Genomic DNA, 13,088 nt, shown 5'->3' with positions numbered 1-13,088 from the left:
GGAGATATTGAATGAATTCTGCACAGCTGTTAGAACAATTTGGACCAAGGGAGTCTATGGACTATGACCTGGTCATTATTGGAGGAGGCCCCGCTGGTTTATCAGCCGCTATCAAAGCGAAACAATTAGCTCAAGCAAATGGCAAAGATATTAGCGTTTGCGTTATCGAAAAAGGCTCCGAGATTGGCGCTCATATTTTGTCTGGCGCTGTGATGGATCCTAAAGCGTTGACAGAGCTCTTTCCAGATTGGAAAGAGATGGGCGCTCCACTAGATACCCCTGTAAGCCAAGATCAATTTTTATTTTTAACTGCTGAGAATTCGTTTCAGGTCCCCAATTGGATGTTGCCCCATTGCTTTAAGAATGAAGGTAACTATATTGTGAGTCTGGCCAACGTCACTCGTTGGCTAGGTCAGCAAGCTGAAAATCTGGGCGTTGAAATTTTTCCAGGTTTTCCTGCTGCAGAAATTTTATATAACGAACAAGGTGCAGTTAGTGGTGTGATCACAGGTTCAATGGGCTTGGATAAAGAAGGGAATCCAACGGATCAATTTCAGCTGGGTATGGAATTGCGCGGCAAGTACACCCTCTTTGCCGAAGGTTCACGCGGTCATCTTGGCAAACAATTGATAGCGAAGTTCTCTCTTGATAAAGATGCTGATCCACAAAGCTACGGCATTGGTATCAAAGAGCTCTGGGAAGTTGAGCCTTCTAAAAGTAAACCTGGTCTGGTTGTCCATACCGCTGGCTGGCCTTTAGAAAATGACACCTATGGCGGATCTTTTCTCTATCACCTTGGCGACAACAAGGTTGCCGTTGGTTTAGTGGTGGGCTTGTCTTATAAGAATCCCTATCTCTCCCCTTTTGAAGAATTCCAGCGCTATAAACTCCATCCCAAGATTCGCGAAACCTTTGAGGGCGGCAAACGCATTGCCTATGGTGCTCGTGCATTGACTGCTGGTGGCCTCAACAGCCTACCTAAGACAGTCTTCCCTGGCGGTGCACTGATTGGTTGTGACGCTGGATTCTTAAATGCGTCTCGCATTAAAGGAAGCCACGCAGCAATAAAAACTGGCATGCTAGCCGCTGAGGCCGCGGTGGCTGCGATTCATGAGAATCGTTCAGCAGATGTATTAGCAGCCTACCCAACTGCATTTCAAAATAACTGGCTTCACACCGAGCTGAATCAAGCGCGCAACTTTAAGCCTTGGATGTCCAAAGGACTTTATGTGGGAACGCTCATGGTTGGGCTTGAGCAAAAGCTACTGGGCGGCAATATGCCATGGACAGTGCATCTGAAGCACGCAGACCATGAGTGCCTAGAGCCAGCCGCACAACATCAACCGATTGATTATCCGAAACCCGATGGCAAGATCACTTTTGATCGCCTATCTTCGGTCTTTATTTCCAATACCAATCACGCGGAAAATCAACCGATTCATCTCACCCTAAAGGATGCATCTATCCCTGTAGATCTCAATCTCAAGACTTATGCTGGACCAGAACAGCGCTACTGCCCTGCCGGGGTTTATGAATATGTAGAAATAGATGGCAAGGCACGTTTGCAGATTAATTCCCAAAACTGCGTGCATTGCAAAACATGTGACATCAAGGATCCTAGTCAGAATATTGTTTGGATCACGCCTGAAGGCGGTGGTGGACCGAACTACGCCTCAATGTAATTTACTTACTGAGCAGTATCTCTAAAACCCCAGCCCCCTTGCTGGGATTTTTCTTATTGAGCGCCATTCGATAATTCCGTTTATATTAATCAATATGATGATCCTTCACACCATGCTTAGAGTCGGCAACTTGACTCGCTCAGTTGATTTTTATACCAAAGTGCTTGGGATGAATTTACTGCGCACCACAGAACGTCCTGATCAAAAATATTCACTGGCCTTCGTTGGTTATGGCAAAGGCAATGCTGATGGACAAGCAGAAATTGAACTGACTTATAACCATGGTGTTGACTCCTACGACATGGGGACCGCCTATGGACATATTGCAATTGGCGTTCCAGATGCTTATGCTGCCTGCGACAAGATAAATGCCTCCGGAGGCAACGTCACACGCCCTGCTGGTCCAGTGATGGGTGGCGATACAATTATTGCGTTTGTTACCGATCCTGATGGTTACAAAATAGAACTGATTCAACGCTAGCATGCTGTGAGTGCCGAGCCATACCAAATAGAAATTATTGAGAAGCTCGCATATATTCCTGCAGCACGGTGGAATGCGCTGCTTCATCATGATGCAGGCCCCTTTCTCAAGCACGAATTTCTCAGCACCCTTGAAGAGACCGCCTGCGTTGGCGGCAATACTGGCTGGCAGATTGCCCACCTGGGTCTTTATAAGCAAAAAGAACTTATTGGGGCGATGCCTCTTTATTTGAAACAACATTCTTACGGTGAATTTGTATTCGATTGGTCATGGGCACAGGCCTATGAGCAGCAAGGTATGCAGTACTACCCAAAGGCACTCTGCGCTATCCCCTTCTCGCCAGCTCAAGGTGCACGCATCTTATGCAATACCAAGGAAGACTTATCTCAAGTTCAAACTCAATTGATGGCAGGACTCAAAACGCTCGTTATTGAAAATAATCTTTCTTCGGCGCATATTCTATTTCCACAAGCGGTTGAAGCAGAAGCGCTAGCCACTCAAGGTTTTATGCTCCGAGACTCTGTGCAGTTTCATTGGCATAACCAAGACTTTGAAAGTTTTGAGCATTTCTTATCTGCATTGACAATGAAACGTCGTAAGAATATTCGCCGTGAACGCGAACAGGTTGCTAGAGAAAATATTTCTTTTAATCACATTTCTGGTCGCGATACCTCTGCCCAGGACTGGGAGTTTTTTTATCGATGTTATGAGAACACCTATTTAGAACACCAATCGAGTCCCTACTTAAATGCAGATTTCTTTAAGCTTCTTGCACAGCGCATGCCTGAGAATCTCCATTTAATCATTGCCCATCGCAACCAAGTACCTATTGCTGCATCTCTATTAGTAGTCGATGTTGATTCTTCAAAAGTCTACGGAAGATACTGGGGCGCAGTAGAGCATGTGCCCTGCCTACACTTTGAAACAGCTTATTACCAGGCCATTGAATATTGCATTGAAAACCACATTCAAACCTTTGAAGGTGGTGCACAAGGTGAACATAAAATGGCTCGAGGCTTTTTGCCAACCACCATCAAATCAGCACATTTCATTGCAGACCCACAATTTTCCAAAGCAGTTCAGCACTTTTTGAATCGAGAGCACCAAGGCATCGGCGCTTACGTTGATGAGCTGGCCGAGCACAGTCCACTGAAATCGACTAAAGTACAGCCATGAATTCGGAAAGCCAAAAACCTGATGTACAAGATGGATCAAACTCTCTATCCACAGGAGATGATGCTTCGGACTCGCCCTGTATTGGGGTGTGCACTACTTTGTACGATGAGATCTGTCAGGGCTGCGGTCGAACCCTGAGTGAAGTCAGTAACTGGGTATTCCTATCGCAGGAAGAAAAAGATTCGGTGTGGCAACGTATCCGGGCCGATGGCACCGCTATGCGCTTTCAAAGACAGGCTAAAGAAGGCAAGTCGATTTAACCGTCCTCTTTAGCATGAATGCTTTAGCCAGCGATCGCTTGGCTACGCAAATACTCCTCGTATGTTCCCGAGTAATCCTCAATCGTACCGTCCATCTTCACTTCCAAGATGCGATTGGCTAATGCAGAAACAAATTCACGGTCATGGGAAACAAAAATCAATGTACCGTCGAATTTCTCGAGCGCAATTTGCAAACTCTCAATGGATTCCATATCCATATGGTTGGTTGGCTCATCCATTGCTAAGACGTTATATTTTTGGAGCATTAACTTACCCCAAATCATGCGGCCCTTTTCTCCACCTGAGAGAACTTTGACAGACTTGCCGATGTCATCGCCAGAAAACAGTAAACGGCCTAAGGTACCCCGAATGACTTGATCATCGTCGCCTGTATTACGCCACCAATTCATCCAATCCATGAGCAACTCATCTTTGGCAAACATCTCGGTGTTGTCTTGAGGCATTACCCCAACGTTGGCATTCTCAGCCCACTTTACATCACCACTATCGGCAGCAATACCCTCAAAGCGTTTGCTCAGAATCGTTTTTAAAAGCGTTGTCTTACCAGCACCATTTTGACCAATGATGGCAATCTTCTCTCCAGCACGAACACCCAATTTAAAGTTTTTAAAGATAATGCGGTCATAAGCCTTGGTCAGTCCATTGCACTCAACCGCCATATTGTGTAACTTCTTCTCTGTATCAAAGCGAATAAACGGATTTTGACGTGAGGAAGGCTTCACTTCGACAATCTCAATCTTCTCTAATTGTCTTTGACGAGAGGTTGCCTGACGTGCTTTAGATGCATTTGCTGAGAAGCGAGCTACGAAAGCTGCTAATTCAGCAATTTTTTCTTTGGCTTTCACATTAGAGCTAAGTTGTTGTGTACGCGCCTGTACAGAAGCAAGCATGTAAGAGTCATAGTTTCCTGGATAGACCTTCAGTGTTCCGTAGTCCATATCAGCCATATGCGTGCAGACTTCATTTAAGAAGTGACGATCATGGGAGATGATGACAATCGTGCTCTTGATCTGATTGAGAATATCTTCAAGCCAATGAATGGAATGAATATCCAAGTTATTGGTTGGCTCATCCAGCAACAAGACATCAGGATCAGAAAACAAGGCTTGCGCAAGCAAGACGCGCAACTTCCAACCAGGCGCAACATTACTCATGGGTCCATTGTGTTGCTCGATTGGAATACCAATACCCAATAAGAGTTCACCTGCTTTCGCTTCAGCCGTATAGCCGCCGTACTCTGCATACTTGCCCTCAAGTTCGGCCGCCTTCATGTAATCTTCATCGCTGGCATCTGGATTGGCGTAAATAGCATCGCGTTCAGCGGCTGCCTTCCACATTTCTTCATGCCCCATCATCACCACATCTAAAACACGAACATCTTCGTACGCGAATTGATCTTGGCGCAACTTACCCAGACGAACACTAGGATCCAAACTGACGTTGCCACTTGTTGGCTCGAGCTCGCCACCTAAAATTTTCATGAATGTAGATTTTCCGCAACCATTGGCACCAATGAGGCCATAGCGATTACCGCCGCCAAACTTTACGGAAATATTTTCGAACAGGGGTTTTGCCCCAAACTGCATAGTGATATTAGATGCTGACAGCACGGATGTTTTCTAGCTTTCTGAAATTCAATTCAATAGACTGCCCCAGCTTTGGGGACAAAAACCGTTATTTTAACGGTTTAGAAAGCTTCAGGGCTAAATCAAACTTTGACCCGAAATGGGGTGAAATTGGTATGGTTATCATAAAAATCCTCATTTTCCTTACGCTTGAGGAAGCCCACGATCCAATAAGTCAGCGGTGTGGCCAGAACCTCCCAAGAGGTTTTCAGGACATATTGCGCTAAAGCGACCTGTAAAAGCTCCTCAATAGGCCATAAACCATAAAAGGCCAAAAAATAGAACAAGGATGAATCCACGAGCTCCCCCATGGCAGTTGAGCCAATCGTACGGCTCCATAAATGCCGACCTTGGGTCCAGATTTTCATCTTAGCCAAGACATAGCTATTGACAAAACTTCCACACCAAAAAGCCGTCATTGAGGCCAAAGCGATGCGCCAGGAGTTACCGAAGACTGTTTCCAATCCCTTCTGATAATTGGCCATATAAGCCCCTGGAGCGATAGGCAAGGCAATCACAATCTGGGCCATGATGGCAGCAAAAGCTAAGGCTGCAAATCCAGCCCAAACTGCCCTGCGATCATAGGCATAGCCATAGACCTCAGTCAAAATATCTCCGAAGAAATAGGCAATCGGGAAAAAGAGAATGCCGGCACCAAAGACGGTAGGCCCCAAATAGGGCAAGTCGACGGTAGCAGCCTTACCCGCCCCAATAAAGTTGGAGCACAACAAAACCACTACGAAGGCAGCCAAAATCAGGTCGTAATAGTGGTGGTGGCGTCTAGGGGCGTCCATAATTCCAGAAAAATTGGATAATAGAAACAAGAATATCTGCATTCCTGAAAATTCGCAGGACAGGGTTAGATTAAAACAAACTAGAGGATGACTAAACGCAATGAGTAAAGCTAGCTTTCAGTGGGAAGACCCACTTCTTCTTGATACCCAATTAACAGAAGAGGAGCGCATGGTTCGTGATGCAGCTGCTGAATACGCACAAGGCCGTCTGATGCCACGTATCCATGATGCTTATCGCAATGAGACTACAGATCCTGCAATTTTTCGTGAGATGGGTGAACTTGGTCTTCTTGGAATCACTATTCCTGAGCAATACGGTGGTGCCAACCTAAACTATGTTTCTTATGGCTTGATCGCTAGAGAGATTGAGCGAGTTGACTCTGGGTATCGCTCCATGATGAGCGTGCAATCCTCTCTAGTGATGGTACCTATCAATGAATTTGGTAGCGAAGCGCAAAAACAAAAATACCTTCCAAAATTAGCAACCGGTGAGTGGATTGGCTGCTTTGGCTTAACAGAACCGAACTTCGGATCTGATGCTGGCGGCATGATTACCCGCGCCAAGAAAGTTCCAGGCGGTTTTTCATTAACCGGATCGAAGATGTGGATTTCTAATTCACCAATTGCCGACGTCTTTGTAGTTTGGGCGAAGAATGATGAAGGCATCATTCGTGGTTATATCCTAGAAAAAGGTATGAAGGGTTTAAGCGCACCTAAGATCAGCGGCAAGATGGGTCTACGCGCCTCTATCACCGGCGAAATCGTGATGGATGAAGTATTTGTCCCGGATGAAAATGAATTCCCAGAAGTGACCGGCCTCAAAGGACCCTTCACTTGTTTGAACTCTGCCCGTTACGGCATCTCTTGGGGTGCTTTAGGTGCTGCTGAATGGTGCTGGCATGCAGCACGCCAATACACCATGGATCGCAAGCAGTTTGGTAAGCCTCTAGCTGCCAACCAATTGATTCAAAAAAAATTAGCCGACATGCAAACAGAAATTACGCTTGCCCTGCAAGGCTGCTTACGATTAGGACGCATGAAGGATGAAGGGATCGCTGCCCCAGAAATTACCTCCATCATGAAGCGTAACTCTTGCGGTAAATCTTTGGATATCGCTCGCATGGCGCGAGATATGCACGGTGGTAACGGCATCTCTGATGAGTATGGCGTTGTTCGTCATATGCTGAACCTAGAAGTTGTGAACACTTATGAAGGTACTCACGATATTCACGCCCTCATTCTGGGCCGCGCTCAAACTGGCATTCAAGCATTTAGCTAATCCGCTTAAGCATTAAGCTTTGCCACGATGGCCTTTGCTGATTTAGCAAAGGCCTCGTCACTATCACTATCCAGTTCTACAAAATTTTCTTGGCTGTAAGCAGGAAAATTACGAACGATAGAAGAGGAGTAAGACGGGTCATAGTGTTTGACCAATAACTCCTCCACTAGCTCCGGAAAATGACCTGCATCAATGGCTTCCGACCATTTCGCAATCTGCACTTTTCCATAATGCGCCGTTAGCAAGCCTAGTTTTACTTTAAAGTTGTCCGTGTCTGTTAAAAAATGATGGTACTCACGAATTAACCAGGTAACCCTGGTTGCCGTACTGGAACGCAACTCTACGCAAGCACCCTTACGAATTTTTTCCATTAAGGCGTCTGGCACATGGAGACCACCGACCTTTTTGCTTTCTGACTCAACAAATACGGGCTTACTCGGATCTAATTTACGCAATGCATCCCACAATGCCGTCTCAAAACCCTTTTGTGAAGGCTGATCAATATTAGGCTCATTCCCAAGAACAGAACCGCGATGCACTGCCAATCCCTCGAGATCTAAAATCTGCGCCCCAAGAGCACCGATCTCTTGCAGCATACGTGTCTTACCACTACCGGTCATCCCACAAATCACTTGAAACGAAAATTCATGGGCGCTGTGCTCTAGCCCATCAATCACGGTACGCCTAAAACCTTGATAGCCATCTTCAAGCTGCATGGCCTTCCAGCCAATTCGATTCAGGATATGGGTAAAGGCCCCACTGCGTTCGCCACCACGCCAGCAATAAATTAATGGGCGCCACTCACGCGGAAAATCCAAGAAATGATTTTCCAAATGGTTGGCAATATTTCTGGAAACCAATGCAGCGCCTAACTTTTTCGCCGCAAAAGGAGAGACTTGTTTGTATAGGGTGCCAATCTGCGCACGCTCTTCGTTATTGAGAACGGGATAGTTCACCGCGCCCGGAATGTGGTCCAAAGCAAACTCCGCTGGCGAGCGTACATCAATCACCAAATCAAAGCGGTCAAGCTCTGTCAGGAATTGATCTAACTTCAGGATATGGGGGTTAACAGGCTGCATGCCAAATCAGCATTGAACTAGCGCAGTATCTGCAAAATATGCTCAGGCCACGGTGCCGACTTATTGGTGGTGAGATCGACCCATACCATCGTTGCCCCACCCTCTGCTGCAATCACCTCTGGATCAGTTGTTAAGGACATAGAGGTATAGATATCCACACTAGATTTTCCAATTGCACCAATTGAAGTCTTGAGTATCAATTCACCTGGGTATGACAACTGCTGATAGAAGTTGCAAAAACCATTGATCATCAACATGGATTCGCGACCAGGCGCAACGCTATAACCCAAGGAAGTAACCCACTCAACACGAGCTTGCTCCATATACCGAAAGTACACTGTATTGTTCACATGCTTATAAGCATCCATATCACCCCAGCGTATGGGCATGATCATTTCATGAACAAACTTTTTTTCTTCGGGAATAGAAATACGCATCGTAGTGAATTAGCTAACTTGCAAGGCCATTTGATACAAATTAGTAGAACGCGCACCTGAACGACAAAATGCCAACACGGGTCCTGGCATAGTTTTTAGCAATCGAGCCATCTCCAGCACTTGAGCCTGAGTAATAGCGCTTGCCACCACTGGAAGGTAGGCGTAATTTAGCCCTAGCTTTTCAGCCTCTGCTTGAATTGCTGCATTGGTAGGTTGATCAGGACCACCCTCGCCGTCTGGACGATTGTTAATCACGCTCTTGTAGCCTTGTTGAGCAATCTGGGCCAAATGACTTGGATCAATTTGACCCAAAGTTCCAAATTGACTGGTGTGGCAAGAAATAGGAAGGCTCATGAGATCCTCAGTTCAAACATGGTTAATAATTTACGATTCTAAATCAGGCTTGCTTACGATGGGCTGTGAAGAAACGCTCGCAGATGAGCATTCCCACAAGCATAGCGATGACAAAAACAAAAGCTTTAACATGACCAGCGCCCAAGGCTACCAAAGCTGGGCCAGGACAAAATCCTGCGATTCCCCATCCTGCTCCAAAAATAAAACTGCCGATCACTAAGGGTCTGGAAATATCGCGTCTAGAAGGAATATGTAATGCGCCGCCAAAGAAGGCTTCACTACGTTTGCCTGCCAAATAGAAACCGGCCAGACCAACCAAGACTGCGCCGCCCATGACAAAGAGTAATGAAGGATCCCATAGTCCGGCAATATCTAAAAAGCTCAAAATCTTTTGGGGATTACTCATTCCGGAAATAATTAAGCCCGAACCAAACAGAATTCCGATGGCATATTGACTAATGAGACTGAAGTGTTTTTTCATCATGGACTCAAATAAGGTGGCGAATAATAAAAACCACTAAAAATCCAGCAGTCATGAATGAAAGGGTTGCGACTAATGATCGTGGTGACAAACGCGAGAGTCCGCAGATGCCATGACCGCTAGTGCAGCCAGAGCCATACTGAGCACCGAAGCCTACGAGGAGTCCAGCAACAATAATGGCAGCCCATCCCGCATCAACCTCAATCACAGGCAGAATGCCAAAAAATAAAGCAGCAAAAAATGGCGCACTGATCAGGCCTAAGACAAGGCTAAGGCGCCAGTTCCAGTCACCTGACTTGGGATGAAGTAAGCCATAAACAATACCGCTGATACCCAGAATTCGTCCATGCAACAAGACGTATAGCGCTGCAGCTACGCCCAAGATAATCCCGCCTACTAAAGAGGGAATCGGTGTGAAAGAGAACCAATCAATATGCATACATCAAATCCAATCTATTTGCGATTAACTACACGGATTGGGAGCAAGGCGCATTTGCAAATAACGCAATGCGAGATAAGCGCCAAATATAAATCCAGGTAATGCCAACAATGAGCCAACTGCCAAAGTGGAGATACCGCTTAAGCCTTGACCAACTGTGCAACCTAAGGCGGTAACACCGCCAAAGCCCATCAGGCTTGCGCCAACCAAATGATTGCCAGTGTCTTCTGTATTACGAAATGATTCCCAGCGAAATGATTTAGTCAACAGCGCAATTGCAGCTGAACCCAAGATCATGCCGAGCACGGCAATAATGCCGACTGTCAATACCTTAGAGGTATCGCTGTACATCATTAACCAATCCAATGAATAAGCATATGGCGCCACAAAGGAGAGACTTTCCATGCGACCAGAATTGGTCACCAGAAATACTTCCTCCAATGTGTTGGGATCCTCTGCAACATAACCCAAGCTTCCTGAAATCCACCACACAGCACAGATCGCCAAGCCAACAGCAATACCCGCAAAGAGATTCTCAAAAGTCCAAAATGATTTCTTAGCTAAGGCAAAGACAATGAATGCCAATCCAATCACTAAACCTAAAACGAGATGGAGGATTGGCCGAGCGATCCCTAGTGGTGCACTCAGTAAGCTAGGTAAATCTTGTGGGGTATTAAAAGCAATAAACACTGTGTCCAGCGTATTGATGCGAATGACGCCCAAAAATCCACGTAAAGTCATGTAAGCACTTAAGCCCAAGACCATAAACACAATAATGGATTTTAGGTTACCGCCGCCAATGCGCACTAAGGTCTTGCTACCGCAACCAGATGAAAGAACCATGCCGAACCCAAACAAAATACTGCCCACTAAGGTAGAAAGCCAAAGGAATTTGTTCGCGGTATAAATACTTTTCAGAGGATCAATCAATCCTAAGTAGGACATCAGTGCAAAACCGATAATAGCTACCCCAATGGCTAAAAACCACTGTCTTAAACGATCCCAGCTCGACATGATGAATGCATCTGATACAGCACCCATGCTACAAAAGCCGGTTTTCTGCATCACTGCACCAAGCAAAAAAGTAATCGCAAAGGTAGCCCAAAGAACTGACTTACTAAGCGATGCAATATCAACAACTTCCATAATGAATAACTTCTAAAAAATTAAGGTTTAAATTTGTAAAACGTTTGACCCAGATAAGCCGCCACATCTGTCTCATCCTCTGGAAATAGATCTAGTCGTAACTCGGTATTGCATAGCCCAACCATTTTCTTCAAATCAGCAACAGATTTCACTTTGCTATCGGAGCGCGTATAAATCATGTCACCATTGCCAAAACCGGCTTTCTTTGAATGGCAGGCATAGCACTTTTGCTGATCAATACTCTTACCGCTGGCCAAATCGGGCGCAGCAAAGAGTTGGGGGGTAAATAAACCCCAAAGGACTATGATCGCACTAGCGCGGGCAAAAATCATTTTCATTAAAAATCAAGGATTTAGCATTAAATAGCTATTTTAAAGCCCCAGCACTATGTTTGCCCTACTCTGCTTGAATCGAAAGGTAGACGTTATAGGCATTCATGCGGTTTGCGGCTCTAAATAAGGGCATTCCTTCGTATTCTGACCAATCTGTTTGCTGATAGGCCTCTTCAAATGGATCCAGATTGGTCGCTGCGGAAGTCATCGATTCCCTTAGATACTTGAGATAGCTTCTGGTAAAGGCGATATCTTGAATGGGTTGAACTGAGTAGTTTCCGTGCCCAGGAATCACGATATCCGGGTTGAGACGCTCAATCTCATTCAAAGCAGACAACCATCCCTTACTGTCGGCATTGCCAACAAAAGGAATTCGCCCCCGGAATACTAAGTCTCCCGCAAAGAGCACCTTTTCAGAGGGCACATAGACCATTAAATCCTCGGGAGCATGTGCAGGACCTACCCTGCTAATCAAAAATTCCACTCCACCAACACTCAGTTTGAATTGCTGATCTATCCAGACATCCGCAGAAACGAGATTGGTTTGATCATTAACCCATGGAGCAAAGTCAATACGCGAAGCAATGAGGCGCTGTTTTGCAGTTTCAGAGGATAAGTAATTTCTACCCTCTCCTTGAGCATAAATTGTTGCGCCAATCTTTTTGAACTCTTGCAAACCATAGACATGGTCGGCATGATAATGGCTCACTATCACAGCAACTACTTTTTGTGGAGTAATGCGAGCAATTTCTCGAATGAGCTTCTTTGCTAAAACTGGTGAACCCAGTGAGTCCATTACCACTACACCCTTAGGAGTAATGACAAAACCCGCATTCGAAATAAAATTCTGGTTAGCGCTGCTACCCATTTCTGGAAAGCCTTGAACAAAGTAAGTATGTGGGGCTACTTGAATTGGCTTTAGTTGAATTGCATCTACAGGTGATGTGGTTTGGCCATAGGCAGCAGCAGAAAAGATCAGGGATCCTACAAGGATCCTCATCAATGGCTTTATATATCTGAAAACCAACATACCAAAATTCACGAAATGCGCTTAAGGCTTAATGTAAGCAAAACCGTCTTTATACTGGAGATCAGCAACCCGCACGACTCCTGATGGCGTGAAATCGGCATCCATAATGAACTGATCTTTCTTGAGATTGCGATTCTTTAAAGTGATTTCACATACCTCAAACTTCACACCACGAGATTTGAGAGCTCCTACTAGTGGCGCATATTCCACATTATTCTTTTTATCCTTGGCGCCTTCCATCAGCATATCAACGCCATTCGCATGGGTGACAACAATGATCGTAGTTTGAGGAGAGGTGTCCAAGTGATTGCGAATATTGCGCAAACCCTTTAAACCTTGTGTTTCAGCATCATCGATGTGATAAACCACTTTAGTTGAACCAGCCCCTTGCGCCATTACAGGAGAATTTAATCCCAGGGCAAATAGCATTACCAGTACAAAACCAGTCAATTTGTTCATCATATGCACTTTC

16 protein-coding genes are annotated in these 13,088 nt (G+C 45.5%); 5 read left to right on the top strand and 11 right to left on the bottom strand.

What is annotated here, in order from left to right:
• Positions 1-11 precede the first annotated feature (11 nt).
• The 4 genes from ICN47_RS01740 to ICN47_RS01725 all read left to right on the top strand — a co-directional run bounded on the left by ICN47_RS01740 (position 12) and on the right by ICN47_RS01725 (position 3,599).
• A complete protein-coding gene (locus ICN47_RS01740; protein WP_216218182.1) occupies positions 12-1,682 on the top strand; it encodes an electron transfer flavoprotein-ubiquinone oxidoreductase in 1,671 nt (556 codons plus the stop codon).
• Positions 1,683-1,776: 94 nt separating this feature from the next.
• On the top strand, positions 1,777-2,163 hold the full coding sequence (gene gloA, locus ICN47_RS01735) for a lactoylglutathione lyase (protein WP_216218181.1): 387 nt from the start codon (positions 1,777-1,779) through the stop codon (positions 2,161-2,163).
• A gap of 6 nt (positions 2,164-2,169) precedes the next feature.
• Positions 2,170-3,339 (top strand): GNAT family N-acetyltransferase, encoded by a 1,170-nt coding sequence (locus tag ICN47_RS01730; protein WP_216218180.1) that lies wholly within the window; start codon positions 2,170-2,172, stop codon positions 3,337-3,339.
• The gene (locus ICN47_RS01725; protein WP_216218179.1) at positions 3,336-3,599 is read left to right on the top strand and encodes a DUF1289 domain-containing protein; all 264 of its coding nucleotides are present in this window, start codon (positions 3,336-3,338) and stop codon (positions 3,597-3,599) included. Before ICN47_RS01730 ends, ICN47_RS01725 begins: the two co-directional genes overlap by 4 nt.
• Before the next feature lie 23 nt (positions 3,600-3,622).
• Here the strand turns inward: ICN47_RS01725 and ICN47_RS01720 are convergent, their stop codons facing one another.
• Positions 3,623-5,230 (bottom strand): ABC-F family ATPase, encoded by a 1,608-nt coding sequence (locus ICN47_RS01720; RefSeq protein ID WP_216218178.1) that lies wholly within the window; start codon positions 5,228-5,230, stop codon positions 3,623-3,625.
• Between the two features lie 98 nt (positions 5,231-5,328).
• Positions 5,329-6,039 carry a queuosine precursor transporter gene (locus tag ICN47_RS01715; RefSeq protein WP_216218177.1) on the bottom strand — a complete coding sequence of 237 codons (711 nt, stop codon included), beginning with the start codon at positions 6,037-6,039 and terminating at the stop codon, positions 5,329-5,331.
• A 100-nt stretch (positions 6,040-6,139) separates the two neighbouring features.
• Here ICN47_RS01715 and ICN47_RS01710 point away from each other — a divergent pair, with 100 nt between their 5' ends.
• Complete coding sequence (locus tag ICN47_RS01710) at positions 6,140-7,318, top strand: acyl-CoA dehydrogenase (protein WP_216218176.1); 1,179 nt, start codon at positions 6,140-6,142, stop codon at positions 7,316-7,318.
• A 5-nt stretch (positions 7,319-7,323) separates the two neighbouring features.
• On the opposite strand, the gene mnmH is transcribed toward ICN47_RS01710, so the two are convergent.
• Genes mnmH through ICN47_RS01665 form a run of 9 tightly spaced genes read right to left on the bottom strand, consistent with a single transcriptional unit; the run spans position 7,324 to position 13,045 of the window.
• The gene (gene mnmH, locus ICN47_RS01705; protein ID WP_216218175.1) at positions 7,324-8,397 is read right to left on the bottom strand and encodes a tRNA 2-selenouridine(34) synthase MnmH; all 1,074 of its coding nucleotides are present in this window, start codon (positions 8,395-8,397) and stop codon (positions 7,324-7,326) included.
• Positions 8,398-8,414: 17 nt separating this feature from the next.
• Positions 8,415-8,834 carry a thioesterase family protein gene (locus ICN47_RS01700; protein WP_216218174.1) on the bottom strand — a complete coding sequence of 140 codons (420 nt, stop codon included), beginning with the start codon at positions 8,832-8,834 and terminating at the stop codon, positions 8,415-8,417.
• A 9-nt stretch (positions 8,835-8,843) separates the two neighbouring features.
• Positions 8,844-9,188: a TIGR01244 family sulfur transferase gene (locus ICN47_RS01695; protein WP_216218173.1), complete on the bottom strand. Its 345-nt coding sequence runs from the start codon at positions 9,186-9,188 to the stop codon at positions 8,844-8,846.
• A 43-nt stretch (positions 9,189-9,231) separates the two neighbouring features.
• Positions 9,232-9,669 carry a YeeE/YedE family protein gene (locus ICN47_RS01690; RefSeq protein WP_216218294.1) on the bottom strand — a complete coding sequence of 146 codons (438 nt, stop codon included), beginning with the start codon at positions 9,667-9,669 and terminating at the stop codon, positions 9,232-9,234.
• 7 nt (positions 9,670-9,676) lie between these two features.
• A complete protein-coding gene (locus ICN47_RS01685; protein WP_216218172.1) occupies positions 9,677-10,108 on the bottom strand; it encodes a YeeE/YedE family protein in 432 nt (143 codons plus the stop codon).
• A gap of 24 nt (positions 10,109-10,132) precedes the next feature.
• A complete protein-coding gene (locus ICN47_RS01680; RefSeq protein ID WP_216218171.1) occupies positions 10,133-11,254 on the bottom strand; it encodes a YeeE/YedE family protein in 1,122 nt (373 codons plus the stop codon).
• Between the two features lie 20 nt (positions 11,255-11,274).
• Positions 11,275-11,592, bottom strand: a complete 318-nt coding sequence (locus ICN47_RS01675; protein ID WP_255538878.1) for a hypothetical protein — start codon at positions 11,590-11,592, stop codon at positions 11,275-11,277.
• Between the two features lie 58 nt (positions 11,593-11,650).
• On the bottom strand, positions 11,651-12,586 hold the full coding sequence (locus ICN47_RS01670; RefSeq protein ID WP_255538877.1) for an MBL fold metallo-hydrolase: 936 nt from the start codon (positions 12,584-12,586) through the stop codon (positions 11,651-11,653).
• 51 nt (positions 12,587-12,637) lie between these two features.
• Positions 12,638-13,045: a DsrE family protein gene (locus ICN47_RS01665; protein ID WP_255538892.1), complete on the bottom strand. Its 408-nt coding sequence runs from the start codon at positions 13,043-13,045 to the stop codon at positions 12,638-12,640.
• Positions 13,046-13,088 lie beyond the last annotated feature (43 nt).

The sequence above is a fragment of the Polynucleobacter sp. AP-Latsch-80-C2 genome (assembly GCF_018882185.1).
In the GTDB taxonomy this organism is placed as follows: Bacteria; Pseudomonadota; Gammaproteobacteria; order Burkholderiales; family Burkholderiaceae; genus Polynucleobacter.
Note: the sequence above shows the minus strand (reverse complement) of the source record. Positions and strands in the feature narration are given on the sequence as shown.

What these genes read in the sequence shown, in the direction of transcription:
- ICN47_RS01680 (WP_216218171.1), bottom strand. Translation starts at nt 11,254, where the DNA reads ATGGAAGTTGTTGATATTGCATCGCTTAGTAAGTCAGTTCTTTGGGCT.
- ICN47_RS01710 (WP_216218176.1), top strand. Translation starts at nt 6,140, where the DNA reads ATGAGTAAAGCTAGCTTTCAGTGGGAAGACCCACTTCTTCTTGATACC.
- ICN47_RS01715 (WP_216218177.1), bottom strand. Translation starts at nt 6,039, where the DNA reads ATGGACGCCCCTAGACGCCACCACCACTATTACGACCTGATTTTGGCT.
- ICN47_RS01685 (WP_216218172.1), bottom strand. Translation starts at nt 10,108, where the DNA reads ATGCATATTGATTGGTTCTCTTTCACACCGATTCCCTCTTTAGTAGGC.
- ICN47_RS01725 (WP_216218179.1), top strand. Translation starts at nt 3,336, where the DNA reads ATGAATTCGGAAAGCCAAAAACCTGATGTACAAGATGGATCAAACTCT.
- ICN47_RS01695 (WP_216218173.1), bottom strand. Translation starts at nt 9,188, where the DNA reads ATGAGCCTTCCTATTTCTTGCCACACCAGTCAATTTGGAACTTTGGGT.
- gloA (WP_216218181.1), top strand. Translation starts at nt 1,777, where the DNA reads ATGATGATCCTTCACACCATGCTTAGAGTCGGCAACTTGACTCGCTCA.
- ICN47_RS01740 (WP_216218182.1), top strand. Translation starts at nt 12, where the DNA reads ATGAATTCTGCACAGCTGTTAGAACAATTTGGACCAAGGGAGTCTATG.
- ICN47_RS01675 (WP_255538878.1), bottom strand. Translation starts at nt 11,592, where the DNA reads ATGAAAATGATTTTTGCCCGCGCTAGTGCGATCATAGTCCTTTGGGGT.
- ICN47_RS01700 (WP_216218174.1), bottom strand. Translation starts at nt 8,834, where the DNA reads ATGCGTATTTCTATTCCCGAAGAAAAAAAGTTTGTTCATGAAATGATC.
- mnmH (WP_216218175.1), bottom strand. Translation starts at nt 8,397, where the DNA reads ATGCAGCCTGTTAACCCCCATATCCTGAAGTTAGATCAATTCCTGACA.
- ICN47_RS01690 (WP_216218294.1), bottom strand. Translation starts at nt 9,669, where the DNA reads ATGAAAAAACACTTCAGTCTCATTAGTCAATATGCCATCGGAATTCTG.
- ICN47_RS01665 (WP_255538892.1), bottom strand. Translation starts at nt 13,045, where the DNA reads ATGCTATTTGCCCTGGGATTAAATTCTCCTGTAATGGCGCAAGGGGCT.
- ICN47_RS01670 (WP_255538877.1), bottom strand. Translation starts at nt 12,586, where the DNA reads ATGAGGATCCTTGTAGGATCCCTGATCTTTTCTGCTGCTGCCTATGGC.